This is a genomic window from Arthrobacter sp. zg-Y844, assembly GCF_024385465.1.
Taxonomy (GTDB): domain Bacteria; phylum Actinomycetota; class Actinomycetes; order Actinomycetales; family Micrococcaceae; genus Arthrobacter_B.
On sequence record NZ_JANFLS010000005.1, the window covers coordinates 33,566 to 58,533 of the forward strand.

Below are 24,968 nucleotides of genomic sequence, written 5' to 3' on the forward strand. Positions count from 1 at the left end.
CAACGTCCCTTGGGGTATTCCGCGCAGCCTCATGGGAGATATCTGTGTGCGTCATCCACCATGTCGGGCGCCCCGCCGAGGACGCCCGAACCTTGACTATGGCGCCTGCCTTGGCAAGGCGCCCCAGTGAGGCGGCTACCGTCTTACGGGTTCGACCGACGCGCTCAGCCATTTGCCTTGTGGACAACTTGCAGACAGCATCCGCATTGGAGTCACCGACCAGGACCCGGTACACGGCCGCATCCGTCAGGTTCCATATATATGGACCCGAGGCGATCACCTGGAAACCCGCTGCTGCCGAGCCCAGCTATCTACGTCTTCCAGACGGTATCGACAGCGGCCACCAAACTTATGGAACGTGGGACCCATGGTGCGCCCAGCTTGGGCTAGCCACTTCTCGGACATGTTCAGGTAAAGGGCGACCTGCCGCCGGGTGAGGAAGATTGAAGTAGGTAGGTCCAAGTGGGATACCGAATCGATAGTCGATTCGGCGGGATTGTTGAGCAAGGATGCTCCTCTCGAATGATTGACACATGTCGCTTGGCAAGCTGCCTGTGTCCAACAAGCATCACACAGGTTGTCTGCCAATGCAACAGTGCGGCGCACCATTTGCCTGTCAACCATTCTGTGTTATGTTGGTGCAATGAATGCACCAACACCGCCCTCACTGCCTCCCTTACCGGAAGGCGTCCAGTTCATTGGACGCCCCTACCCTGAGGAAGGGACAGACACGGAAGGTGGAATGACGTTCAAGGTGCTGTGGGCGCGGTACCGCGTCCACGGGCTGAATGTCAGCATCGGCTGGACCGTGGGGCACATCATGGGGGACTTCCGGGAGCCCAATAAGCTCCGTATTGATTTCGACGCCTCTGACTACGCCTTGGCACAAGCAGGCGAGACGGGTACGGATACCTACGCTCCAGCCAAAGCCCTGGACGGCATCACCACGAGCCTGCTTCGAGCAATCCCCATGGCCCATGCACGTGCTCTTATGCGGGAACGGCACGAGCAGCTAACGGTGGGCGGTCTGCGTCAAGAACTTTCCCCTCTCCCATCGAGAGTGGAATCAGACCGCGATTACGTTCACATATCGATGGCCTACGTCGCCCTGGTGAATGGATCCTCCGTCGAACCTATAAAGCGTCTTGCTGAATGGACAGGGGAAAGCGTGGACACATGGTCCGCAAGACTGCGGCGGGCGCGGACCAAAGGCATCCTTCTCGGCACCGGCCGCAAAGCCCGCATCGCTCCCGAACACCAGGCCGTAGCTAACGACCTTTGGAATGAACGGCGGGCTGAAAACGGGAGGTCCAGTGGCGATCAATAAGCTGTCCGGTGGAGTCAAACGCTGGCAAGCAGACTGGACCGCGTCAGACGGAGTGCGAAGACGAAAACGCTTCTCCACCAAGCGGGAGGCCGAGCAGTTCCTGCAAAGCACATTGCAGTCGATTCGAGGCGGCACATACATCGACCCGAAATTGGCTAGCAAAACAACGGTCGATCACCTCTACGCGGAGTGGATCAACCGTATCGCTGCGGTTGGAGCAACCGGAAGAAAACCTGCAGCCCCAAAGACAGTGGACAACTACCGACGATTCTACGAAAACTATGTACACCCAAGGTGGGGACAAACCAGTCTGACAAACGTGCACTACGACGACACCGCTGACTGGATTGCAGGCCTGAAAGGGAGAGATGGTGAGCCCGCGGGTGTGGCGACGCGGCGGGAAGTTGGGTTGTTGTTCGGACGATTGATGGGGTTTGCCGTCAAGAGGAGGCTTCTGCCCGCTAACCCGACGAAGGATGCTCTGGGAAATACGGATTACATTCCTGCCAGGCAGACAAGTCGAGAGCATGTATACCTTTCGATGCCCCAGCTCGTTGCACTGGCGCTCGCATCAGGCGAGCACTCGTTGTTCATCATGTTGGCCGGAACGTGCGGACTTCGATGGGGCGAGATTACTGCGCTCACAGGTGCTGACGTACAGCTTGGTCCCCGCCCGTCATTATCCGTTTCCAAGGCTTACGCGGAAGTGAGCGGGACTCTCATCTTGGGTCCAACGAAAGGTGGGGAAAAGAGGACCGTTCCCCTGCCGAGGGTGGTGGCCGATCGCCTTGAGATAGTCCTTGAAGGGATTGACCCTAACGAGCGGCTATTTAGCGGAGCCCGAGGCTCCGTCCTCAGGAACAACACATGGACGAAGCGGCACTATGCCCCCGCTATTGCGGCAGTGGCCTTAACGGATGAAAGCTTTCCCCGCCCTACCTTCCACGATCTCCGGCATACGGCGGTGAGCCTCGCCATCAGTGCAGGAGCGAACGTGAAAGTTGTCCAGCGAATCGCCGGCCACGCATCCGCCACGATGACCCTCGACACCTACGCAGGACTGTTCGACGACGACTTGCACGACAGCGCAAGCCGAATAAATGAAGCCTTGACCGCAAATAGGTGGGGCTAACTGTCACTTTTTCGTCACTGGGAACGAGTCGTTCCCAGCGCACTGGCGGGTAAGCAGTCTTCCTCGTAATGAGAAGGTCGCCAGTTCGATTCTGGCAGGAGGCTCAGTACCCCCAGAAAGCCCCCGGCATCTTGTGCCGGGGGCTTTCTGCTTTCCTGTCCACGGCAACGACGCGGCGGTCCCACTGGAGGTCTTCGACAGCGGCGCAGCCGATCCGGTTGTGGAAACGCTGCGCAGAAATTCCGGTTTCCTTGCGGATGGCTTTAGGGTTTCCTGTCGGCCTGCGCCCTATCCTCGGGACATGAAACCGCAACGGCAGGACGCCGGCGGGACGAGGGGGATCACCATGGACGGAGCATCGACGGGGCTCACTACCCGCCGCTACACGCTGGTTCAGCGCGAGAACTTCATTTCCCCGCTCTGTGCCGAGTGCAACCGCCGCATGATCCCGAACTGGGTGGAGGACCGGGGCCGGTGGATCATCAACGGCTTCCGTTACCCGGGCGTCCGGTGCAGCACCCACGAACGCCGCGTCCTTCCCGAGTACTTCGGGCTTTCCCAGCACGTCCCCGCCCCGAACGCGCGGCGGGACACCGCAACGTCTGCCCGGAGCTCCAAAGCCGGCAGCCGGTTCCTGGGGTTGGGTGCCAAACGCGCACAGCGCAGCACCTAGCCGCCGGTCCCTTGATACGCCCGGCCGTCCCCGGGCAACAGACCGGGAACCCTCGTCGTTTTCCCCAAGAAACGGCGGGGGTTTCTGCTGTCCGGTGTACCGGGAACACCCGGCAGAAGAGGGCCTGGAACAGTCCGGCTCAGCAGACAAGGGGCAACAGGGCAACCGGGCAACCGGGCAACCGAGGCGTAACAGGCTAAGGCCACCCGGTCAGGAAGCGGGTTTGTCGCTTTCCGGGGGCAGCATCCGGCCGGCCAGCAACGCCTTGATGCGGTCTTCGGCATCCGGCAGGGCGGCGGCACTGGCGGCCACATTGGCCTCTTCCACGGCGCGCAGCACCTCGTGGCGCTGGATCTTGACCCCGCGGGGGGCATCGATGCCGATGCGTACGCCGTCACCGCGTGAATCCAAAACGGTAATGACAATGTCATCCCCGATCAGGATCTGCTCCCCGGACTTGCGTGTTAGCACCAGCATCCGCCCACTCTACCCCAAGCCGGGGCCGTTCCCGCCGAAGCTGAGGAACGGTTCAGCCCGGCGGGTTATCCGGGGCTCAGAGCACCGGCGTCGGCGAGGGTCCGCCGTCGAGCCACCCGATGGGCAGGCCAAGCGCGTTCACGGACTGCGGCGTGCCGGTGGTGTCAATGCCTTCGACGGCGGCGGCGTCCACAACTGCTGCGGACCGCACCGCCCCGACCCAGGCTGCGGTGTCTTCCGGTTTCCGGCCGGCGTCGACCACCACCCAGATTTGATCGGCGGCCAATGCGGAGATCAACGTGGAATGCCGGGCCATTTCGGTACCTGACCGCCCCAGCCCGTAGGCCAGGAAGATGCTGTGTCCGGCCATAACGCCGGCGGCACGTGCGGTTGCCACCGCACGCCGGTCCGCGGCCCGGCCGACGCCGTCGGTCTCCAGCACGCCGGCCACGCGGACGGCTGCTGCACCCGTGCCGGAGAAGTCGGCCATGGAGCGGCACACCTCCAGCGCGTCGTCGCCCAGGCCGACCACCATCACCAGGTCACCGGCTCCGGCGAGCGGAGCAGGCGCCATCGGCACGGCATTGCGCTGGACCGGCTCCGTGCCTTGGTTGATCCGGCCGGAACCCGCCTGGCTGAGCGGAACGTGGTTCACGGCGTTGGGCGGCTGCATGGCCTCCAGCCCGGGAGTGAACCCGGCCGCGGCCTGGCTCTGCACGGGGGTGCCCGTGCTTGCCGCGAGGGTATCCATAAGTTCGGCGAACGCATGGGACCCCGTGGATACGGACGGAGCGGGCTGCGGGGCCGGATCCATGGGTACAACCGGGATGACCGCGGCCGCCGGGTGCAGCGTGGATTCGGCCCGCTCTGCCTCTTCCAGCAGTGCGGATATGCCTGCCCGCCCGGAGTCGGTTCGGCTGGGCAGGTCCGGTTCCACCGGTGCCCGACGCCGGCCGCTGGGCGGCAGCTCCACCGTCACCTCGTAATGCTGGCGGGACAGGAATCCGCCGATCCCGCCCACGGTGACCTTTTCCGCCGCAATTATCCGGGCCCGCGGGCCGTGTTCGGCCAGCACCTGGGCTTTTAGCGCGTCAAGCGACGCCCCCTCAAGCTGAAATCGTCTCACTTCCACGCACCACCCCTACAGTCTCGATACCGACATTACCCGCTGTGGCTTCCTGGTAGGACAGTACCGGCAGGCCGCCGGTCTGTGCCGAGACCAGCCGCCGGATGGCCGGGCGCAGGGCCGGGGCGCAGACCAGCACCGCATTGAACCCGGCGTTCTCGGCGCCCGCCACGGCAGCTTTCAGCGACGCCAGCACGGCATCAACCCGGGCAGGGTCCAGCAGGATCTGGCTGCCCTGCTCCGAGGGGCGCAGCGCTTCGAGCATGGACTGCTCCAGCGCCGGATCGATCATGATCACCCGCAGGACTCCGTCGGCGATGTACTGCGCGGCCAGCGCCGGCCCCAGTGCCGTCCGTGCCGTCTCGATGAGCCCCTCCGGGTCCGCGGAAACCTTGGCCCGCAGCAGCAGGGACTCGTAGATCCTCGGCAGGTCGTTGATGGGGATCTGCTCGGCCAGCAGACCCTGGAGCACCCGCTGCACTTCGGCAAGGGACATCACATTGGGGATCAGTTCCTCGACGGCTGACGGGTTGACCAGCTTGACCCCCTCGGTCAGCACCCGGACGTCTTCGCGGGTGAGCAGCCGGGCAGCGTTGGCGGTGATGACCGCGGAAAGGTGCGTGACCAGCACCGACACGCGGTCGATCACGGTTGCCCCGGACATCTCTGCCGCGTGTTGCATTTCCGCCGGAACCCACTTGCCGGCCAAGCCGAACACCGGTTCCACGGTGGCAGTGCCCGGCAAACCCTCCAGATAGTCCCCCAGGGCCAGGATCTTGCCGGCAGGGGCGTCCCCGCGGCCGGCTTCCACGCCTGCGATCCGGATGACGTAGGTGGACATTGGCAGGTCGACACTGTCGCGCGTGCGGACCGGAGGCACCACAATGCCCAGCTCCATGGCGATCTTGCGGCGCAGTGCCCGAACCCGTGCCAGGAGATCGTCGGACCCGCCGGTGACAATGTCCACCAGATCCGGTGCCAGCATGATTTCCAGCGCATGGACACGCATCTGTTCAATCAGGTCCTCCGTGGTCTCGGAGGTGGCGGGCGCGTCCAGCGCCGCCTGCGCAGAATCCTTCTCGGCCTGATCGGTGGTTTCCTTTCCCTTGATTTTCCAGGAAATGAAAATCAGCAGGGCACCGATGGCGATGAAATAGAGCTTCGGCATGCCCGGAATCAGGGCCATCACGATGGCCGCGGCGCCGGCAATCATCAGGGCGTTCCGGGACTGGCCCAGCTGCGCGCCGGCCGTGGTTCCCATGTCCGCCTCGGCATTGGACCGGGTGACGATCATGCCGGTGGAAACGGCCATCAGCAGGGCAGGGATCTGGGTGACCAGTCCATCGCCGATGGTCAGGAGGCTGTAGGTGCTCACCGCTTCGCCGGCCGACATGCTGCGCTGGATCATTCCGATCGCGATGCCGCCGATGAGGTTGATGATGATGATGATCAACCCGGCGATAGCGTCGCCCTTGACGAACTTCGACGCGCCGTCCATCGCACCGTAGAAGTCCGCTTCCGCGGAAACCTCCGCCCGGCGTTCCCGGGCCTGGGTGTCGGTGATCAGGCCGGCGTTGAGGTCTGCGTCAATGGCCATCTGCTTGCCCGGCATGGCGTCCAGGGTGAAGCGGGCTCCCACTTCGGCCACGCGTTCGGCACCCTTGGTGACCACCACGAACTGGATGACAACCAGGATCAGGAAGATCACGGCGCCGATGATCAGCGAACCGCCCACGGCAACGTGCCCGAACGCTTCGATCACCTGCCCGGCGTACCCCTCCCCCAGCACCAGTCGCGTGGAGGCCACGTTCAGGCCCAGCCGGAACAGGGTGGCGACAAGGAGCAGGGACGGGAACACTGAGAAGTCCAGCGGCTTCCGTACGAACATGGTGGTCAGCAGGATCACCAGTGCCAGCAGGATGTTGATGATGATCAGCACGTCCAGCAGTTCGGCGGGGATGGGTACCACCAGCAGCAGGATGATGCCGATGACCCCGACGGGGACGGCGAGTTTCAGGAGGTTGCGGTTGCGGTTCACGACGCGGCCTTACGGTGTTGTGGGGTGGTTCCGGGTTCGGGCGGTGCGGCTGCCATGGTGTGCATGCCCCGGGCGGCGCCGCGCCGCTTCAGGGCCATAACGAAGGCGAGGACCCGGGCCACGGCGTTGTACAGTTCCACGGGAATTTCGGCGTTCAGTTCGCAGGCGCTGTGCAGGGCACGGGCCAGCGGAATGTCGGAGACCATGGGGACGCCCTGCTTTTCGGCCTGTTCACGGATCCGGGTGGCAATGTTGTCCGCACCCTTCGCTACGACCCGCGGCGCGGACTTGCCCGGCTCGTATTTCAGGGCGACGGCCACGTGGGTGGGATTCACGAGCACGACGTCGGCATCCGCCACGGCGGCGATCATCCGGTTCCGGCTCATGGCCAGCTGTCTGGACCGGCGCTGCGACTTGATCAACGGATCGCCGTCGCTGTTCTTGTTTTCGTCTTTGACTTCCTTCTTGGTCATGCGGGTTCGTTTGCGGTTGCGCTTCATAACCACGAAGATGTCCGCCGCAGCGAGGATCAGGCCCGCGGCGACGGCTGCCTGCAGCAGTAACGCGGTACCGCCTCCCGCAGCTTCCAGGACGGCGGAGATAGGCAGGCCGCCGGCCGACATCAGCACCGGCATCAGTTGCTGGATCACCGCGTACAGGACCAGTCCCACCACGGCGGTCTTGAGCAGGGATTTCACGCCGTTCCACAGGGCCTGGGCGCCAAAGACGCGTTTGACGCCGGCGAACAGGTTGAACTGCTCGAACTTGCCCTTGAACTTCTTCACGTGGATACCGCCCTGGACGGCGGCGGTGAGCAGGACCGCAGCGGCAACTACGCCCAGCAGCGGGCCGAGGATAAAGGCCAGGGTGCCCAGGCCCTCGTTCATCTGGATCAGGGCGAACTCGGGATCGGGGTTCACGATGGTGGTGGCGACGCCGGCCAGGATCTCGCCGGCAGCTTCGGCGCCCCGGGAGATGGTCAACGGCATCATCAGGGCGGCCGTGCCGACGCCGACCCAGGCGGTGAGGTCCTCGGACCGGGAAAGCTGGCCCTTGGAACGGACCTCTTTCATCCGTTTGTCGGTGGCCTGCTCGGTCCGCTCCCCTGAGGGCTGTTCCGGCATCTATCCCACCCCCGTCAGCGCGCGCTCGATAGTGGAGACCAGCCCCGAGACGATGCGGGGCAGCGCCAGGAAGACAACTGAGGCCAGGGACAACGTCAGCAGGATCTTCAGGGGGAAGCCGAGGGCGAAGGCGTTCAGGGCCGGGGCCACGCGGGTGAGCAGGCCCAGGCCTGCGTCGGCCAGGAACAGGACCACCAGCAGCGGTCCGGCAATCTGCACCGACGCCAGGAACATCTGCGATACCGCGGCCGTCAGGGCGGACACCGGCGAGGACAGGTCCAGTCCCCCGGTCAGCGGCAGCGCGGTGAAACTGCGCAGCAGCCCGCCGATGATCAGCTGGTAGCCGTCCGAGGCAAAGAGCAGCGCCAGGGCGGTGATCTGGAAGATGCGTGTGAACTGGGCGCCGTTGACCATGGACTGCGGATCAAAGGCCTGCGCCAGCTGGAAACCGCCGAAGGTATCGATCAGGTTGCCGGCGGACTGCACGGCGGAGAAAACCACCATCACGAGGAACCCCAGCACAAACCCCACCAGCAGCTCCATCACGATGGCCATGAAGAACGCCCCGGTGCTCAGGGCGTTGTACCCCTCGCTTACCTGCGGGGCGATGGCCAGCCCCAGGCCGAGCCCGAGCATGGCTTTGATCCGCGCCGGGAACGCGTTGTAGGAGAACGGGGGTGCGATGACCAGGAAGGCCACCATCCGTACCGAGGCCAGCAGGAACGCCTCGATCCAGTCCTGGTCAAGGGTGATGTTCATCTAGCCGCCGCCGAGCAGGGACGGGATCCTCTGGAACATCTCGTGGGTGAAGGACACGATTTCCGAAATCATCCAGTGTCCGCACACGAGCAGGGCGAGGGCCACGGCAAGGGCCTTGGGCACGAACGAAAGCGTGACTTCCTGGATCTGGGTGATGGACTGCAGCAGCGAGATGCCGAACCCGACGACGAGCGCGGTGATCAGCACCGGGGCCGACAGCTTGGCCGCAACCCAGAGTCCCTGCATGGCGATGTCCAGGACCGCGTTTGTATCCACTAGGTGCCGCCCTGGTAACTGTTGACCAAGGACGTAATGATCAGTCCCCAGCCGTCCACGAGGATGAACAGCAGGATCTTGAACGGCAGCGAGATCATCACCGGCGGGAGCATCATCATGCCCATGGACATCAGTGCTGCGGACACCACCAGGTCGATGACGAGGAACGGCACGAAAATCACGAACCCGATGATGAACGCCGCCCGCAGCTCCGAGATCATGAACGCCGGGATCAGGGTGGTCAGCGGAACGGACTCGGGGCTTTCGGGGTTCTCCTGCCCGGCCGCGCGGGTCATCAGTGCGATGTCCTCTTCCCGGGTGTGGGCGAGCATGAACTGCTGCAGCGGCCCGGACCCGGTGTCGAGGGCGGCATCGAAGTTGAGCTCGCCGTTGAGGTAGGGCTGCACGGCGATCGTGTTAATTTCGCTGATGACGGGCGCCATGATGAAAAGCGAGAGGAACAGTGCCAGCCCGGCCAGGACCTGGTTGGGCGGGATTGAAGGCAGCGACAGGGCGTTGCGGGTCATGGCCAGCACCACGAAGATCTTCGTGAAGGAGCTGAGCATCAGCAGCAATGACGGCGCCACCGAAAGCAGGGTGATGCCGATGAGTGTGGTCACGGCCGTGGAGGGCCCGCCGTCCTGGCCATTGATATCGATGCTCAGCCCGCCGCCGTCGTCCGGCTCCGTGGGAGCGCTGGGGTCGGTAGGCGCAACGGGCGCGGCGGGATCGAAAGTGGTGGCGTGCCCTGCTGCGGCCCCGAGCAGGAGCAGGGCGGCCACGGCGAAGAACAGGGCAGCGGCCAGGGTAAGCGCGTGCCGTGCCCTGCGCACGTCGACGGCGGCGCTCACCGTTTACGTCCCCGGCCCAGGGCCGCGCCGGCCTGGCGCCAGGTTTCGGGGGCCAGGATGGATCCGGCCAGCGCCGATTTGGCGGGCACCGGGTGTGCGGGGGGAAGGGCATGTGCCCCTCGCGCGGCGCGGCGCGGGGGCAGGCCGGAGTAGGGGTCGGCGGCATGGCCGCCCTCCGGAGAGGACCCGGAGGACTGCTGGGCGGCTTCCAGCGACGCGGCAAACCCGGTTGCGGGCACATGTTCGGATTCCGGGGGAACCTCTGTGGTGTGCAGCAGGTTTACCGAACCTTCGGCCACCCCGAGCAGGAGCCGCTGTCCGTCGGTTTCCACCACTACCAGGGAGGCCTTGGGGCTCAGCGGCTGGCGGCTGACCACGCGCACGGCGGGCTGGTTCGCACCGGCAGAACCGAGGGTGCGGCTAAAGCGGCGCTGCAGGAACCACAGGAGTCCGAGCACGGCGCCCAGTGAAACCAGGACACGGAGTCCCAGAAACAGGGTTTCCACTAATTGAGCCCCTCGACCACGTCCAGGATTTTGGTGATCCGCACGGCGTAATCCTGGTCAATAACCACAACTTCGCCGTTGGCGATGAGCCGGCCGTTCAGCAGGATGTCCGCGGGGGCACCGGCGGACCGGTCCAGCTCCACCACCCGGCCGGGTTCGAGGTTCAGGACGTCGCGGACGGACATGCGGGTGTGCCCGATTTCCACGGTCAGCGCCATCTCGATGTTGTTGATGCGGCCCATCTTGCCGACGATCGAGGGGTCGTTGTGGCCGCCGGGGGTGCCGGGGGTGTCCCGCAGGCGGATGGCGAACCACCCGGCGGTGCCCTCAGGGGAGCGCAGTTCGAAGACGACGCTGTCCGGATCGGCAAAGAGTGCGGCGGCATCCTCGGTGCGGGCTTCGCCGAGCACGCCGACGCCCAGGGTGGCACTCGCTGCTTCGAGCGAGGGACGCAGTACGTCCGCGGCCGAAACGAGCGCGGAGTCGGTGCCGGCGACATCGGCCAGCGGCGAGGAACTGTCCAGGACCAGGGCCAGGTCCGCCGATTCGGTGCCCACGAAGGAAGCGGTGACCGCCGTCGCGGTGTGCGACGCCGGTACTCCTGCCCCGTTATGCGGGATCGGTTCCAGGACAAGGGGGGTGGGCAGGCCGCGCACCAGGGCGGAAACGGCGTCGGCGTGCAGGCTGTGGGGGCTGGACATAGGTTACTTCTCCTCGATACTGACGATGCTGCCGGCAAGGCGTGACCCGCTGGCTCCTACTGCTGCCTGGGCCAGCGTCTGTCCGTCAACGGTGACGTTCAGCGGGCGGTGGCGGGGGTGGCCCAGATTCAGGACGTCCCCTACGGCAAGGTTCAAGACCATGGCGGGCTTCACCGTGATGGGTTCCAGCTGCAGGCACACCTTCACGGGCACGTGTGCAAGCTGCAGCTGGACAAGTTCGGCCGGCGTGGCATTGCTGGACTGGGCGCCCAGCGGGTCCAGCTGCGGCAGCAGGGCCGCGGCCGGGATGGCCACGGTGGCGGGAGCGGTGGTTTCACCGACCACCATCTCGAAAGTGGCCACGATCATCGGGTCGCCGGAGGCCGCCGCCTGGGCGAACTGCGAGTTGTACTGGACCGAGGACAGCGTCAGCGGGGCCGAGAGCAGGTGTCCGAGGGAGTAGTGCAGGTCCTCCACGGCGTCGTCCATGATCTTGCCCAGCAGTGCCTGCTCGATATGCGTGAACTTGCGCTCCGGCGCGGTCTGGAAACCGGTGCCGCCGAGCATGTGTCCCACCCAGGACAGTGCTGCGGCCATGGGGAACTGGATGACGGCCTTGGCGGAGGTGGTGGAGATGTTGAAAAGCACCATGCCGGTGTTGTCCGGCAGCGCGGCGGCGTACTCGTCGTAGCTCAGCACCTGCACGTCTTCCGAGGTGACCTGCGACAGCACCCGCACCTTGGCGGTCAACTGCGTGCCCCACTGGCGGGCGAAGGTATCAAAGGCCATTTCCAGGACACGCGCATGCTCACGGGCCAGCGTAGTGGGCCTGCTGAAGTCATAGACCTCTACGGGCTTTGCTTTCGCGGGCATGCTTAAGGAAGGTGAATCTTGGACCATCACAACCCGCACTATCGGCACTTGGAACGGCTGCGTAAGAAAAGCCGCTAGGTGCCTGCAGCGGTTTCACGCTCGGCCACGATTTGGGGGATGAGGGAGCGGACGTCTTCGCTTTGTCCGGACAGGACCACGATGTCCACCCGCCGGTTCTGGGCGAGTTCAGCGGCGTCCCTGCCGGGGGTCAGCGGGCGGGACTCGCCGTAACCCACTGCCTTCATATGGTCCTGCTTCACTCCCCCGCCGGAGACGAGGTAGCGCAGCACGTTCACCGAACGGGACGAGGACAGTTCCCAGTCCAACGCGTCGTCGGCGTACTGGCGGACCTGGGCTGTGTGGCCCTCCACCGAAACCTGGTAGGTGGTCGGCGCGAGTGCGGGACCTACGGTGTCCAGCACCTGGACGGCCTCGTCGGTGAGGTCGGCCAGGTCCGGGGCGAAGAACATTTCCGAGCTGACCAGCCGGATGGTCAGGCCCCGCTCATCCATTTCGAAGCGCACGGCGTCTTCCATGCCCTTTTCCTGCAGGCCCGCGTAAATTGCGTCCTGGAGCGCTGTGAGATCGTCGACTTCCTTGGCGGCCAGGGCGGCGTCGGGTTCAACGGTCTCTTCGCTGTCCACCTTGTCCGGCGGCACGATGATGCCGACGGCGGTGTCCACCGTGTTGCTCTCCTCGGCGCCGAAACCGGTGGCCAGGGACTCCTTGAGCTGTTCGAACTTCTTCGCGTCCACAGTGGACATGGCGAACAGGACAATGAACATGCACATCAGCACGGTGACCATGTCCATGTAGGAGGCCATCCAGCGTTCGTCCGGGTGATCGTCCTCCTCGTGCTGTTTCGGACGCCGGCCCTTGGCGCTCACGCTGCGTCCTGGACCTTGTCCGCGGCATCGGACTTGTCTGCCTTGTCCGCCTTGCCGCCCAACACGTGGGCCGGGACCATCGCGCGCAGCCGTTCCCCGAGCAGGCGCGGCTGGCTGCCGGCCTGCAGGGCCAGGACACCTTCCATCAGGAGGTTCATTTCATCCGCTTCGAGCTCCGCCAGCCGTTTCAACCGGGTGCTGATGGGCAGCCAGATGAAGTTGGCCGAAAGCAGCCCCCAGAGTGTGGCCACAAAGGCAGTGGCGATCATGGGCCCCAGGTGGTCCGGCGTGGAGAGGTTCTCCAGGACGTGGGTCAGCGAAACAACGGTGCCGATGATGCCGATGGTGGGACCATAACCGCCCAAGCTGTTGAAGAACTTCACCGCAATCTTGTCGGTGGCGGTCTTGGTGGCGATTTCGTCTTCGAGCAGCATGCGCAGCTCCTCGCCGTCGGTGCCGTCGGCGATGTTCTGCAGGGCCGTGCGCAGGAAGGGATCTTCGACCTCCGCGGCGTCCTGCTCAAGGGACAGGAGGCCTTCGCTGCGGGCCTTTTCCGCCAGCAGGACCACTCGGTCAATGGTCTCCTGCGGCCGGGGGGTCTTGCCCATGAAGGCCCGGGGCAGGGACTTGAAGGACAGGATGAAGTCCTTGAAGGTTCCTCCCGCAAGGCCCACGGCAATGGTGGCGCCGAATACGAGGATCATCGGCGCCGGCAGCAGGAGCGCGGACACATGGGCACCTTCGAGGGTGATCATGGCATAAAGCGACCCGAAGGCGAGGACTAAGCCGATAATTGTTGCTGGATCCATTAGTCGTTCCTAGGGCGAAGGGGCACTGCATTGCTGGGGGGAGCTTTCGCCGGGGCTGCCGGAAAAGCGTCGGGCACGAGCCCAAGGGGACGCCCGGGAACGCGGGGAGGGATATCGCGTGCCATGGAAATCACCTGCGCCCGGTAGGCCGCAATGCGGTCGATAACTTCCTGCAGGCTCTCCGTCACGATGTATTTCGCGCCGTCGACCATCACCAGGGTGGTGTCCGGGTTGGAGTGGATCCGCTCGATCAGGTCAGGGTTGATCGCGAACTGAGCATCGTTGAGACGCGTTAGAACAATCATTGCCCCGTCCTGGCTGGTTCCACAGGACTCCGATAGGCCCTCACCCCTACTTTCGGCCGTTACGGCCCCGTCGTTAGGAAGGTCCGGTACCGGACGTTGCATCCCAGGGGTGCAGGACGGCAAAACGGCCCCGCCGGCAGCTGCCGCAGGCGGGGCCGTTCGGTTCAGCGAAGGCTAGCGCTTCAGGTTGGTAAGTTCCTGCAGCACTTCATCCGAGGTGGTGATGATTCGGGCGTTGGCCTGGAAGCCGCGCTGGGCGACGATCAGGTTGGTGAACTCCTGGGACAGGTCCACATTGGACATTTCCAGCATGCCGCTGCCGATGCCGCCTGCACCGGCCTCGCCGGGACCGGCGATGACGGGGTTGCCGGAGTTCACCGTAGCGGTGAAACTCGAGTTGCCGGTCTTCTCCAGGCCGGCTGAATTGGTGAAGGTGGCCACGGCGATGCGGGCAAGGGCCTGCTTTGCACCGTTGGTGAAGGAACCGATCACCGTGCCGTCCTTGCCGATGGAGAAGGACTCCAGCGTGCCCGCACTGCGGCCGTTGCTGGTGACCGAGGCAGTGCTGACGCCGGCGTAGCTGGAGAGCCCGGTGAGGTTCACGGCCACGCCGCCAACGGTGATGGTGTCGGCGTTGGCGTCGGCCTGGGCGCCGTCGGCAAAGGTCAGGTCCACGGCTGTCGCGTCCTTCCCGCTAACGCTCCAGCCGCCCGCGGTACGCGTGAACGTCAGGGGAACCGTTGAGGGGTTGCCGTTGGCATCGTAGACGTCCATGTCGCGTACAACCGTGCCGCCGACCGGGGTCTCCGAGGGCAGGTTGCCGGTCATGGTGGCTTCGCTGGTGGCCGCGGCCGGGACGATGGCGCCGTCGGGCAGGACAATGTTGCCCACTGCGCCGCCGGTGTTCAGGGTGCCGTCGGCATTGGCAGTCCAGCCCTGGACAATGCCGCCGTCCGTGGAGACCAGGCGGCCGGCTCCGTCCAGGTTGAACGCGCCCGCGCGGGTATAGGTGGAGGTGTTCCCCTGGCGGGTGATGAAGTAACCTTCGCCGTTGATCATCAGGTCCTCGGCCCGGCCCGTGGCCTGCGCCGAACCCTGCGTGAAGTTGGTGGTGATGCCGGAGACCAGGACGCCGAGGCCCACCTGCGCCGGGTTGCCGCCGCCGTTGTTGGCGCCGGGCGCGGTGGCGCCCTGCGTCAGCTGGGACAGGGTGTCCTGGAACTGGACGGCGGTGGCCTTGTAGCCGGTGGTGTTGACGTTGGCGATGTTGTTGCCGGTGACGTCGAGCATGGTCTGGTGCGAGCGGAGTCCGGAGATACCGGAGTAAAGGGAGCGAAGCATTGGTGGCGCCTTTCAGCTTTGGTGGTGCCGGGAGGGAGGGTTATGCGGTTGCTGCGGGTGCTTTGGGTGCGTCGGGGGTTTGATCTGCTGCCCCGTCGACGACGCCGGAGATTCGGTCCAGCAGGACGTCCTCGCCGTTGATGTTGACGGTCGGGACGCCGGCGGCGTAGGAGACCGATTTGGCGGTTCCGGTGACGGCGACGCCGTCGTCGTTGGTATAGGTGACGGTCTGGCCGATGAGCGCAGCGGCGGCGATACGCATCTGCAGGGAGAAATTCTCTTCGTCCATCTTCGCCATGGCGGTGAGCTGTTCCATGGATGCCAGCTCGGTGGTCTGCGAGATCATCTGGTTGGTGTCCATGGGCGAGCTGGGGTCCTGGTTGCGCAGCTGGGTGACCAGCAGGTGCATAAAGACCTCGCTGTCCATGGTTTGCTTGGGCTCTCGAACTGCGGTTCCGCCGGCGGTAATGCCGCCTGCAGCCGCTACTCCTTCTACGGGCACGTGGTCTCCTCTTCTAGGCCAGGAAGTCGATGGTTGATGCCGACGCGGGGAATCCCGGCCGGTAAGTGCGTGGGGCCGGGTCCGCCGGCATCCGCTCGGGATCGGGCGGGGCCTGCGTTGCAGAACCCTGTTCCGTTCCGTGCCCGCGGCGTTCAGCACCCTCGCCCGGGGCGTCCTGGGCGGAGAGGGAAAGGTTGGCGTTCATTCCCGAGCCGGCAAGGTCCCGGCGCAGGTCCGTCATGAGGGTGCGCAGCGCTTCGCGGCCGGCCTCGGACGGAGCGAAGAGCTCGATCCGAACGCCTTCTGCACCCACATGGGCCCTGACGGTGACCGGCCCGAGGTTGTCCGGGGTGATACTCAGCGTCATCACGTGCTCCCCCTGCGCGGCCGTTGCGAGGGAAAACAGCGGCTGGGACACCTGTGGCAGCAGCGGGGTGGCAACGGGCGCGGCCGCCGGTGCCGTCGGCATGACGGCCGCTCCGGAGACAGCCGCCTGGGGCTGCAGCGGGGACGGCGTGATAACCGGCCCGACAGCCGGGGCTTCTGCTGCGCCCGCGGGAACCGGTGCGGCGGAAGCTGCAGTATCGGCAGTTCCGGCGGTTCCGGCGGCGGGCATTGCGGCGGCGAAGGCCAGGGGCGCCTCGTTTCCGGCGCCTGCACCGGAGACCGGCACGGAGCCGGGAACCACTGCACTGTTTGCTGCCCCGGCCGGCGCGTTCGACGCCGGTGCGGCGCCGCCGGTTGCCGGGAGTCCTGCCACCGGTGCGGCGGCATCTGCTTGAACGGTACCTGCGGTGACGGCGTTCGCCGGCGTGGCTGCGGTGGCGGCTGCGGCTGCCGTGGCGGCTGTGGCTGCGGTGCCCGGCAAAGGGCTTCCTCCGGTCACCGCGCTGGCCGCACCGAAGGTGGTGACGGCATTCGCCTTCGGGGTACCGGCATCTGCCGTGTTCCGCGGAACTGCCGTTGCTGCTGCCCCGGTGGTGACGACGGCGGCGGCGCCGGCAGTAGCCGCGGCCATGAAACCGCCCGGGGCGGAGGGGGCGGAGGGGGCGGCCGTGGCTGCCGCACCCGATGTGGCTCCTCCGGCAGGAACGCCGTCAACAGCGTCTGAATCGCTGGACCCGGCACTGGTCGAGGCTGCTGCCGGCAGGGAGTTACCCGCAAAACCGGCAAAAGCCGTTGCCGGAGCGGGAACCTGGGGCTGCACCGATGATCCGGAGGCGGGCATTAGGGACGCAGGCTGCAACGGGGAAACCGCGGTGCCCTCGTCGGCGACGGGCGCGTCGGCAGAATCTGCAGGGGCTGTCGCGGCAGCCTGTCGGCCAGCCTTTTGCTCCGGCGCGGCAGCAGCTTTTCCGGCGTCGCGGCCGGCGTCACGGCCGGCGTCACGGCCGGATGCCGCCCGGTTCGAGGCGGCAAGGGCATCCTCAAACGTGGACCCGAACTGGTCCGCGCCAACGCCGGCGGAGGCGGACCCCGGGACAGCGGTCCGGGGGGAGGCAGCGGGGGCGGCCGTGCGCTGCATGCCTGCGGAGACGCTCATGCTGCCGTTCCCATCATGGCCGCCTGCGCAGCGCGGGCGGAAGCCACCAGGTCGGAGAGACCCGCGGCACCGGCAGCGCCGGCGCTACCGGCGGTACCGGCGGATTCCGTCGGCAGGATGCGGCGGATAGTGGTCAGGTTGGCGTCGGTTTCCCATGCATCGCGGATGGCAATGGTCTGGCCGGGCTGCGGCGCGTCCACTGCCTTTCCGTTGCCCAGGTAGATGGCAACGTGTCCGCCGTCGTGGCTGAAGAGCAGGTCCCCGGGCTGTGCGTCGGCCATGGAAGCGACCTCGGTCCCCGAGTTCATCTGGTCCCAGGTGACTCGCGGAAGGGTGAAGCCGAGATCCTTGTAGACGTTCTGCACGAAGGAAGAACAATCCAGACCCTGTGCTGGATCGTTGCCGCCCCAGATGTAGGGCAGGCCAAGGTATTTCTGGACGGCGTCGAGCACTTTGCCGTCCGCTGCCGCGCCGCTGGATGTGCCGGTGTCCGTTCCCGCCGACGCCGCGGAAGTCAGCGCGGACAGAGTGGAAGCGAACTCCGCATCCGACCCGGCCGCCGTGGCCGTGGTAGTGACGGCAGCCGCCTTTGCGGCTGCTGTTCCGGAGAGCTGGCTCAGCGTGCTTCGGATTTCGTCGATCCGCCCCAGGGCGTCCGTCATGCTCATTAGTTGGCTTCCTTCTGCCGGCGGTGCCAGGCGGAGCCGGCGAGTTCGTCCAGGATGGTTTGTTCGGTGCGCAGGTCCTCGGCGGCTTCTGCCTCGGCGAACTTGCCTTCAAGCTTTTCCAGGCCCACGGAGCGGGCGCGTGCGGAGGAGAATTCGGCGCGTGCCGTTTCCACTTCCGCGGCATGGCGCGTGTCCAGCGCGTTCAGATCGGCGAGCATGCTGCGTGAGGAGGCCCGGGCCGCCGCAATCGCATTCATGGTTGCCGCATCCACCGCCTCGCTGTGGGAGGTTTCGAGGGAGTTGTAGGCCTCGGCACGGGCTTCGCGGATTTCCCGCATGCGGACGTTGGCCGCCGCGAGTTCGCCTGCGGCACGGTCCTGCTGCAGCTGGCGCAGGCGCAGCAGGCCGGCGAGGGGGAAGGCACGGGACATCAGGACACCCCCAGCATCCGGGTGAGATTGTGCAGCTGCGCCCAGGCGGTCTCCGCCGGCGTCTGTTCATCCATGCGCTGCTGCAGGAAGGCGTTGATGGCGTCCTGGTTGTCCACTGCCGCGTCCACCAGGGGATTGGATCCGCGTTGGTAGGCGCCGACGTCGAGCAGATCCTGCGCAGCCTTCCGCGCAGCCATTACCCGGCGCAGCGTTGACGCGGCATCGCTGCGTTCCCGCGGGTTTACGCGGGAGGCAACGCGGGAAATGGAAGCCAGGGCGTCGATTGACGGGAAGTGCCCGGAGACGGCCAGCTTGCGGTCCAGGACCACGTGTCCGTCGAGGATGGAGCGGGCGCTGTCGGCAATGGGCTCGTTGTGGTCGTCGCCGTCCACGAGCACGGTGTACATGCCGGTGACGGAACCCCGTTCGCCCGTACCGGCGCGTTCGAGCAGCTGCGCGAGCAGGGAGAAGGTGGAGGGCGGATAGCCGCGGGTGGCCGGCGGTTCGCCTACGGATAGCCCGATTTCACGCTGGGCCATGGCCACGCGGGTCAGGGAATCCATCATCAGCATGACGTCGGCACCCTGATCGCGGAAGGACTCGGCAATCCGGGTGGCCACAAACGCGGCGCGCAGGCGCATGAGCGCAGGTTCGTCCGACGTCGAGACCACCACGATGGACCGTGCCAGGCCCTCGGCGCCCAGGTCGTCTTCGAGGAACTCGCGGACTTCACGGCCGCGCTCCCCTACCAGGGCAATCACGGACACTTCCGCGTCCGTGCCGCGGGCAATCATGGACAGCAGCGAGGACTTGCCGACGCCGGAGCCGGCGAACAGGCCCATGCGCTGGCCGCGCCCCACGGTGGTGAGGGTGTCCATCGCCCGGACGCCGAGCTGCAGCGGGGTATTGATCCGGGTGCGCAGCATGGCGGACGGGGTTTCGTGGTCCAGCGGCACAAAGGCCTCGACCTGCAGCGGACCCTTGCCGTCGATGGGGCGGCCCAGGCCGTCCAGCACCCGGCCGAACAGCCCGGTGCCGGTGGGGACCAGCAGCGGTGTGCCCTTGGAGCGTGCCGGAGTTCCGGCGGTCAGGCCGGTGAGCCGGCCGAAGGGCATGCAGCGGATGCCGTCACGGGTGGCTGCCACGACTTCGGCGTCCACCTCGGACCCGGGGTGCCCGATGGACACCAGCTCGCCTACGCCGCAGTCGAGGCCGGCAATTTCAATGCTCAGCCCCAGGACGGAGGACACCCGGCCAATGCGCTGCGGGGCGGCGGAGCGCAGGGCTGCCGTAAAGCGGTCGGCGCGGGGGCGCCACGTGGTGACGGTCATGAGTCCTCCCCCAGCAGTGCCGCGCGGACACGCTCGACGGCGGAACTCAGCGACGCGTCCAGGTAGCCGTCCGGGAACTCGGTGACGGCGTCTCCCCGCCGCAGGCCGGCGTCGCCCACGAACTCCACCCGTGCGCGGCGGAGCGTGTCTTCATCCAGGGATGCGAGGTCCACCGGATGCATGCGGACGCGCTGCACCAGGTCTGTGTCCACGCCTTCCAGGGCACGGGCCAGCGCTGCGCGGGCGGAGGTATCGCCGGAAGCGAGTTCCCGGCCCAGCAGCGCTTCGGCCAGATCGATTGCTGCGGCGGCCAGGGCGTCCTGGACGTCGGTGATCAGGGCGACGGTGCGGCCTTCGAGGCTGAAGACAGCGGAGTTAAGGGCGGAAAGGCTCCGGTTGATGCGTTCCTGTCCGCGGCGCATTTCGTCGTCGTACTGCTCCCGCAGGGTGCGGCGCAGCAGGTCGGTGTCCGCTGCGGCGGCCCGCAGGCCGGCGGCGTAACCGGCGGCGTGGCCGCGGGCTTCCACCTGCGCGTTGAGCTGTGCTTCGTCCGTGGCGCCGAGGGAGGTGTAGATCAGGCGGGAGAACGTCTGCTCGTCAGTAGACATATTCTTCCTCGTCCGCATGATGCACCTCGATGATGCCCTGGGCTTCCATTTCGCGGATGGCCCGGACAATGTTGGCGCGTGCTTCTTCCACCTGCGAGAGGCGGGCGGGACCGGAAACCTTGATTTCGTCGTCGAGCAGTTCGCGGTTGCGCTCGGAGACGTTGGTGCGGATGGCGTCCAGCACCGCCTCGGAAGCACCCTTCATGGCCAGGGCCAGGGTGCCCACATCGATGCCGCGCAGCACCAGCTGCACGTCCCGGCGTTCGAGCTTGACCAGATCGGCGAAGGTAAGCATCCGGGAGCGGACTTCTTCCGCCAGCTCCGGATCGCGTTCCTCGAGCGCCTCGAGCAGCGCGCGTTCGGTGACTGCGTCGGAGCGGTTGATGATTTCCACCAGCGGCTGCACGCCGCCGATGGCATCGGTGGCCTCGCGGGCGGCGCCCAGCGCCGAGGCACGTGCCCGCAGCGTTTCGGCGACCACGCGCACGGCTTCCGGGGTAGCGCGGGCCATGGTTGCAATGGCCTGCGCGACGTCGGTGCGCAGCTCCGCGCTCAGGCCGGTCAGCACGGCTGAGGCGCGCTGGGGACGCATATGCGCCAGGACCAGCGCAATGGTCTGCGGCAGCTCGCCGTCCAGCAGGGAAATCACCTGGTTGGGCTCGGCGGTTTCGAGGAATTCGAAGGACTTGCCCGCCATCGAGGAGGCCAGGCGTTCCATCACGCCGGAGGCACGCTCGACACCGAAGGACGCTTCAAGCAGTCCCATGGCGACGTCGCGGCCGCCGTGGGCGCGGCGGCGGCCCTCAATGGTCATCTCGTAGAACTCGTTGATGGCATCCTCGGCCACGGAAGAGTCCACCCGGCGAAGCCGGACAATCTCCGCCGCGATGGCCTGCGCCTCGGCCTCGGTGAACTGCTGCATAACCACCGCGGCCCGGGAGGTTTCCAGCTGCATCAAAATGATGGCAGCCTTCTGGGTGCCGGTCAGCTCGCCGGATCCCGCATCCGTCCGGGCGCCGCTCAGGGCAAGGGCGGACCCGTTCGAGGCGGCGGCAAAGGGCAGTCCGGCCGGGGCAGTGGCAAGGTCGGTCATGCTCGGGTGTCCTCCATGAGGTTGCGCAGGTAGTCAGCGGTGCGAACCGGGTCCTGTGCTGCCAAGGCGTCGAGTTCGGCCCGCTTGCGGTCCTGGTCCACGGCAGCAGCCACAATCTGCATGGAGGCCGTGTCTGTGGAAACGAGCGGGGCGGGTTCGCTCAGCATGGTGAGGCCTGCGGCCGGTGCCAGCGGATCCAGCTCCGGCAGTTCTCCAATGTCGATGGCTTCGCGGTTCTGCCGGCGGGAGCGCATGGCGTAGGCGACCAGGGCCAGGATGACCACCAGGACGATGCCGGCCACGATGATTCCCATCTGGAGCATCTGTGCCCGGCGTTCGGCTTCTTCTTCTGCCTGTGCCTCGGCCAGGGCATCCCGCGCGCTGGTGGCGCCGTCCGCGTTGAAGGAGACCATTTCGACCGTGATCTCGTCACCGCGCTCGGCGTTGATGCCGGCGGCGGTGGCGACCAGGGCTTCCAGGTCTGCCACGTTCAATCCGGCGGCCGCATTGGTATTCAGTGCCACGGAGATCGTCTGGCGGTTCAGGGAACCGGCCGGGATGTCCCGGGTTTCGGTCACCTTGTTCACCGCGTTGTTCTTGGTGCTCGTTTCGGAGCGGAAGGCGCCGTCGTCGTTACCTCCGTTGGGCACCGCGATGTTGTCCGGTCCCAGGATGCCCGCTGCGCTGCCGTTGGCACCGCCGGTGTATTCCTCGGTGCTGGTGGCTTCGTTCAGGGCCGGGGTGTCCTGCGGCGCGGTGAAGGATTCCTCCACCCGGTTGGCGGACTCGTAGTTCATGTCGGCTGCCACGGCTACGGTGGCGTTGCCGGGACCCACTACGCGGTCCAGCATGGTCTGCACGGAGGCGGTGACCCGCTCCTCGTAATCGGTGGCCTGCTTGTCGGCCGAACCGACAGTGCCGGTGCCGACGGCGGACAGCACGGTGCCGGTGGCATCGATAACGGCGACGTCGGTGGACTGCATACCGTCAACCGAGGCTGAGGTCAGGTGCACAATGGCGGAGACCTGGTCCGAGCTGAGCGTGGTCCCGTTCTGCGTTTCCACGAATACGGATGCGGTGGGATCGGCTTTTTTGGAAACGAACACCGTGTCTTCGGGGATGGCCAGCTGCACGGAGGCGTTCTTCACGCCGTCGATGGCACCTACGGTCTTGGCGATCTCGCCTTCCAGGGCCCGCTTGTAGGTTACGGACTGCTGGAATTCCGAGGAGGTGACTCCCATTTCGTCCAGCAGCGAGTAGCCGCCGCTGGACTCGGACGGCAGGCCGGCACCTGCGGCCTTGAGCCGCTGGTCGTACACGAATTCCTCCGGCACCATGATGGTGCCGCCGCCGTTGGCCACCTCGTAGGGAACGCCGTCGGTCTTGAGCTGTTCCACGATGCTGTTGGCATCCGTGGCTTCGAGGCCGGAGAACAGCGGGGTGTAGGCCGGCTTGGTCAGCCAGGAGGCAAGCAGCGCAATGCCCAGGGCCACCACGGCAATACCGATAATGGCGATGGTCTTCTGCGCCAGGGTGAACTGGCCTGCCGTCTTGCCCAGCCGGCCGGTCATCGCGCTCATGGGTCCGGGCATCAGGCCTGCATCCGCATGATCTCGTTGAACGCGTCAACACCCTTGTTCCGCACTGCGGCGACAAGTTCCAGCGTGACGGAGGCCCGGGTGGACGCGATGGTGGCTGCGTGGATGTCATCAAGGTCGCCGGTCACGGCCTGCACGGCGAGTGTCTTGGACGTGGACTGCAGTTCGGTGACGTTGTCTACGGCTCCGGTGAGCTGCGTGGCAAAGGAGGAACCGTCAGTGGAGACGGCAGGCTTTACGGCTTCCACGTATCCCGTCGGCGTGGTGCTGCTGACTGCGGCGATGGCGGGAACGGGCATTAGGAGCGTCCAATCTGCAGTGCTGCTTCGTATGTGCTCTTGGCACGGTCGACCACGGCGGCATTCGCTTCATAGCCGCGCTGGGCAAGGATCAGGTTGCCCATTTGCTCCGACAGGTCAATGTCCGGGTAACGGACGTAGCCTTCGGCGTCGGCGAGGGCGTGGTCCGGCTGGTAGACCATCCGGCCTTCGGCGTCGCCGTACTCCACGCCTGTGACGTGGACTCCGCTGCCTTCCCGGCCTTCCTGGGCTACGACGTAGCGGGCCTGGAAAGCAGCACCGTCGGTGCTGGAGACATTGTTGGCGTTGGCCAGGTTGTCGGAAACTGCATCCAGCCACTTACGGTGCGTGGTGAGTCCGGTTGCGGCAATGCCGATGGCATCGAAAGTCATTAGTTGGTCCTCAATGCCGTGCGGAGGGAATTGGCTTCTCCGCCAACGGCTTGGGTGGCGAACTGGTAGCGCAGCACGGTGTCGATATTGGACAGTGTTTCGGTGTCCAGGTTGACGTTGCTGCCGTCCAGGCGGGTGGGTTCAAGGGAACGCGAGGTGGTGGCGGCGACTGCTCCATTGCCGGCTTTTACCGACTTAGCGAGGGCGTCCTCGAAAGTGACGCGCTGGGCCTGGTAGCCGGGGGTATTCACATTCGCAATATTGTTTGCGATGGTCCGCTGACGGAGGGCAAGACCGTCCAGGGCGCTTTGCAGCGCAATGGAGGAGACGGAATCGAACACAGTGAAACCCAGTTCTCGCTAAAGGGACAGTGCGGCCGATCCGTGGCCTCTTTCGTGAGCTATCCGTGCTCGTTAATGGTTATCGGCCGAATTAACGAGTAGGTAAGCGGTAATCAAGTAATTCTTTTGGATTTTTGCAAGTATGCGGTATAGGAAAAGTAAGCAGTCTTCCGATTTCGCTGCTTTTAGCCGTCAACTTCGAGATAAACGGCCGACGCCGCGGGGCCGGGGACACTGCGAATCAGCAGGGACTGTTTCCGGTTGGTCCGCGACTCACTGCGCAGCTGGGCGTATGCCCGGGTCTGCGCCTTGGACAGCATCCGGGCACGGGTAACGAGCTCCTCGGGGAGCGGGCCGAGGTCCGCCGGAGGTTCCCAGTCGGCCGCCACCTCGCGGGCCTGTTCCGTGAGGGACTGTCCTTCGAGGAAGGACTCCAGGTTGTCTTCGAGCTGCGTGAGGACGAATTCCCAGAGCGCGAGGTTGGCCAGTTCCTCCGGGCCGCGGTAGGGTTCTGCCGATTCAGCCGACACCGAGAACCCCTCCCGGTGTGCCGGCGGCTGCGGGTGTTGCACCGGCGGCGGGGAGCTGTGCCGCCGCTTCATGCCAGGCCAGGCGGATCGGTTCGAGCAGGTCGATGCATTCCCGGGTCAGCTTTGCGTCCCGGCCGATGTTCGCGTTCATCAGGTTCGCCAACGAATAGGTGTAGATCCCGTGCAGGTTTTCCCCGCCCTCCCACACCTCGGTCTTCAGCGTGCCCATCAGCTCGGTGATGATGGCCTGGGCATGGAGCAGGTTCTCCGAAGCCACCGGCCACTCGGCATTCTGCTGCGCGGTTTCGGCCCGGGCAAGGTCCAGCAGCAACCGGTCGTAGAGCATGGTCAGGAGCCGGGCAGGCGAGGCCGAGAGCACGGCATTGCGTGCATATTCGGCCCGTTTAGCTGCAAGTCCGTAGTTCAC

At 65.9% G+C, this 24,968-nt stretch carries 30 protein-coding genes; 3 read left to right on the forward strand and 27 right to left on the reverse strand.

Annotation, left to right across the window (positions count from 1 at the left end):
- Positions 1-742 precede the first annotated feature (742 nt).
- From NNX35_RS14925 to NNX35_RS14935, 3 genes are all read left to right on the forward strand, one after another.
- Positions 743-1,327 (forward strand): hypothetical protein, encoded by a 585-nt coding sequence (locus NNX35_RS14925; RefSeq protein ID WP_255868190.1) that lies wholly within the window; start codon positions 743-745, stop codon positions 1,325-1,327.
- Positions 1,314-2,459, forward strand: a complete 1,146-nt coding sequence (locus NNX35_RS16245) for a site-specific integrase (protein ID WP_255868191.1) — start codon at positions 1,314-1,316, stop codon at positions 2,457-2,459. The genes NNX35_RS14925 and NNX35_RS16245 overlap by 14 nt, the downstream gene beginning before the upstream one ends.
- 301 nt (positions 2,460-2,760) lie before the next feature.
- Positions 2,761-3,132: a hypothetical protein gene (locus NNX35_RS14935; protein ID WP_255767493.1), complete on the forward strand. Its 372-nt coding sequence runs from the start codon at positions 2,761-2,763 to the stop codon at positions 3,130-3,132.
- 210 nt (positions 3,133-3,342) lie between these two features.
- Here the strand turns inward: NNX35_RS14935 and csrA are convergent, their stop codons facing one another.
- The 27 genes from csrA to fliS all read right to left on the reverse strand — a co-directional run bounded on the left by csrA (position 3,343) and on the right by fliS (position 24,968).
- Positions 3,343-3,609, reverse strand: a complete 267-nt coding sequence (gene csrA, locus NNX35_RS14940) for a carbon storage regulator CsrA (RefSeq protein WP_227923806.1) — start codon at positions 3,607-3,609, stop codon at positions 3,343-3,345.
- A 76-nt stretch (positions 3,610-3,685) separates the two neighbouring features.
- Positions 3,686-4,735 carry a hypothetical protein gene (locus NNX35_RS14945; RefSeq protein WP_255868192.1) on the reverse strand — a complete coding sequence of 350 codons (1,050 nt, stop codon included), beginning with the start codon at positions 4,733-4,735 and terminating at the stop codon, positions 3,686-3,688.
- Positions 4,716-6,773: a flagellar biosynthesis protein FlhA gene (locus tag NNX35_RS14950; RefSeq protein WP_255767490.1), complete on the reverse strand. Its 2,058-nt coding sequence runs from the start codon at positions 6,771-6,773 to the stop codon at positions 4,716-4,718. Before NNX35_RS14950 ends, NNX35_RS14945 begins: the two co-directional genes overlap by 20 nt.
- Complete coding sequence (locus NNX35_RS14955) at positions 6,770-7,897, reverse strand: flagellar biosynthesis protein FlhB (protein WP_255868193.1); 1,128 nt, start codon at positions 7,895-7,897, stop codon at positions 6,770-6,772. Before NNX35_RS14955 ends, NNX35_RS14950 begins: the two co-directional genes overlap by 4 nt.
- Complete coding sequence (locus tag NNX35_RS14960) at positions 7,898-8,656, reverse strand: flagellar biosynthetic protein FliR (RefSeq protein ID WP_255767488.1); 759 nt, start codon at positions 8,654-8,656, stop codon at positions 7,898-7,900.
- Entirely contained in the window at positions 8,657-8,932 is a 276-nt protein-coding gene (fliQ, locus tag NNX35_RS14965) for a flagellar biosynthesis protein FliQ (protein ID WP_255767487.1), read from the reverse strand. It lies immediately after the preceding gene.
- Positions 8,932-9,783, reverse strand: a complete 852-nt coding sequence (fliP, locus tag NNX35_RS14970; protein ID WP_370647092.1) for a flagellar type III secretion system pore protein FliP — start codon at positions 9,781-9,783, stop codon at positions 8,932-8,934. The genes fliQ and fliP overlap by 1 nt, the downstream gene beginning before the upstream one ends.
- A complete protein-coding gene (gene fliO, locus NNX35_RS14975; RefSeq protein WP_255868194.1) occupies positions 9,780-10,289 on the reverse strand; it encodes a flagellar biosynthetic protein FliO in 510 nt (169 codons plus the stop codon). The genes fliP and fliO overlap by 4 nt, the downstream gene beginning before the upstream one ends.
- On the reverse strand, positions 10,289-10,990 hold the full coding sequence (gene fliN, locus NNX35_RS14980; RefSeq protein ID WP_255767485.1) for a flagellar motor switch protein FliN: 702 nt from the start codon (positions 10,988-10,990) through the stop codon (positions 10,289-10,291). Before fliN ends, fliO begins: the two co-directional genes overlap by 1 nt.
- Before the next feature lie 3 nt (positions 10,991-10,993).
- Positions 10,994-11,863, reverse strand: a complete 870-nt coding sequence (locus NNX35_RS14985; RefSeq protein ID WP_255767484.1) for a flagellar motor switch protein FliM — start codon at positions 11,861-11,863, stop codon at positions 10,994-10,996.
- 74 nt (positions 11,864-11,937) lie between these two features.
- Positions 11,938-12,750 (reverse strand): flagellar motor protein MotB, encoded by an 813-nt coding sequence (locus NNX35_RS14990; protein ID WP_255767483.1) that lies wholly within the window; start codon positions 12,748-12,750, stop codon positions 11,938-11,940.
- Positions 12,747-13,559 (reverse strand): motility protein A, encoded by an 813-nt coding sequence (locus NNX35_RS14995; RefSeq protein WP_255863714.1) that lies wholly within the window; start codon positions 13,557-13,559, stop codon positions 12,747-12,749. The genes NNX35_RS14990 and NNX35_RS14995 overlap by 4 nt, the downstream gene beginning before the upstream one ends.
- A complete protein-coding gene (locus tag NNX35_RS15000) occupies positions 13,559-13,864 on the reverse strand; it encodes a flagellar FlbD family protein (RefSeq protein WP_255868195.1) in 306 nt (101 codons plus the stop codon). Before NNX35_RS15000 ends, NNX35_RS14995 begins: the two co-directional genes overlap by 1 nt.
- A gap of 174 nt (positions 13,865-14,038) precedes the next feature.
- Positions 14,039-15,205 (reverse strand): flagellar hook protein FlgE, encoded by a 1,167-nt coding sequence (locus NNX35_RS15005; RefSeq protein ID WP_255863712.1) that lies wholly within the window; start codon positions 15,203-15,205, stop codon positions 14,039-14,041.
- Positions 15,206-15,245: 40 nt separating this feature from the next.
- A complete protein-coding gene (locus NNX35_RS15010) occupies positions 15,246-15,707 on the reverse strand; it encodes a flagellar hook assembly protein FlgD (RefSeq protein ID WP_255767480.1) in 462 nt (153 codons plus the stop codon).
- 13 nt (positions 15,708-15,720) lie between these two features.
- Positions 15,721-17,250 (reverse strand): flagellar hook-length control protein FliK, encoded by a 1,530-nt coding sequence (locus tag NNX35_RS16110; protein WP_304661272.1) that lies wholly within the window; start codon positions 17,248-17,250, stop codon positions 15,721-15,723.
- Positions 17,247-17,918 (reverse strand): C40 family peptidase, encoded by a 672-nt coding sequence (locus NNX35_RS15020; RefSeq protein ID WP_304661273.1) that lies wholly within the window; start codon positions 17,916-17,918, stop codon positions 17,247-17,249. Before NNX35_RS15020 ends, NNX35_RS16110 begins: the two co-directional genes overlap by 4 nt.
- Positions 17,918-18,349 carry a flagellar FliJ family protein gene (locus NNX35_RS15025; RefSeq protein WP_255868196.1) on the reverse strand — a complete coding sequence of 144 codons (432 nt, stop codon included), beginning with the start codon at positions 18,347-18,349 and terminating at the stop codon, positions 17,918-17,920. Before NNX35_RS15025 ends, NNX35_RS15020 begins: the two co-directional genes overlap by 1 nt.
- The gene (locus NNX35_RS15030) at positions 18,349-19,680 is read right to left on the reverse strand and encodes a FliI/YscN family ATPase (protein WP_255767474.1); all 1,332 of its coding nucleotides are present in this window, start codon (positions 19,678-19,680) and stop codon (positions 18,349-18,351) included. The genes NNX35_RS15025 and NNX35_RS15030 overlap by 1 nt, the downstream gene beginning before the upstream one ends.
- Positions 19,677-20,288 carry a FliH/SctL family protein gene (locus NNX35_RS15035; protein ID WP_255868197.1) on the reverse strand — a complete coding sequence of 204 codons (612 nt, stop codon included), beginning with the start codon at positions 20,286-20,288 and terminating at the stop codon, positions 19,677-19,679. Before NNX35_RS15035 ends, NNX35_RS15030 begins: the two co-directional genes overlap by 4 nt.
- Positions 20,278-21,381, reverse strand: coding sequence for a flagellar motor switch protein FliG (fliG, locus tag NNX35_RS15040; protein WP_255868198.1), 1,104 nt, complete (start codon positions 21,379-21,381; stop codon positions 20,278-20,280). The genes NNX35_RS15035 and fliG overlap by 11 nt, the downstream gene beginning before the upstream one ends.
- Positions 21,378-22,961, reverse strand: coding sequence for a flagellar basal-body MS-ring/collar protein FliF (fliF, locus tag NNX35_RS15045; RefSeq protein ID WP_370647093.1), 1,584 nt, complete (start codon positions 22,959-22,961; stop codon positions 21,378-21,380). The genes fliG and fliF overlap by 4 nt, the downstream gene beginning before the upstream one ends.
- Before the next feature lie 11 nt (positions 22,962-22,972).
- Entirely contained in the window at positions 22,973-23,278 is a 306-nt protein-coding gene (gene fliE, locus NNX35_RS15050; protein ID WP_227923869.1) for a flagellar hook-basal body complex protein FliE, read from the reverse strand.
- Positions 23,278-23,670 (reverse strand): flagellar basal body rod protein FlgC, encoded by a 393-nt coding sequence (gene flgC, locus NNX35_RS15055; protein WP_227923870.1) that lies wholly within the window; start codon positions 23,668-23,670, stop codon positions 23,278-23,280. Before flgC ends, fliE begins: the two co-directional genes overlap by 1 nt.
- On the reverse strand, positions 23,670-24,011 hold the full coding sequence (locus tag NNX35_RS15060; RefSeq protein ID WP_227923871.1) for a flagellar basal body protein: 342 nt from the start codon (positions 24,009-24,011) through the stop codon (positions 23,670-23,672). Before NNX35_RS15060 ends, flgC begins: the two co-directional genes overlap by 1 nt.
- A gap of 185 nt (positions 24,012-24,196) precedes the next feature.
- Positions 24,197-24,541: a hypothetical protein gene (locus NNX35_RS15065; protein WP_227923873.1), complete on the reverse strand. Its 345-nt coding sequence runs from the start codon at positions 24,539-24,541 to the stop codon at positions 24,197-24,199.
- A complete protein-coding gene (gene fliS, locus NNX35_RS15070; protein WP_255868201.1) occupies positions 24,531-24,968 on the reverse strand; it encodes a flagellar export chaperone FliS in 438 nt (145 codons plus the stop codon). Before fliS ends, NNX35_RS15065 begins: the two co-directional genes overlap by 11 nt.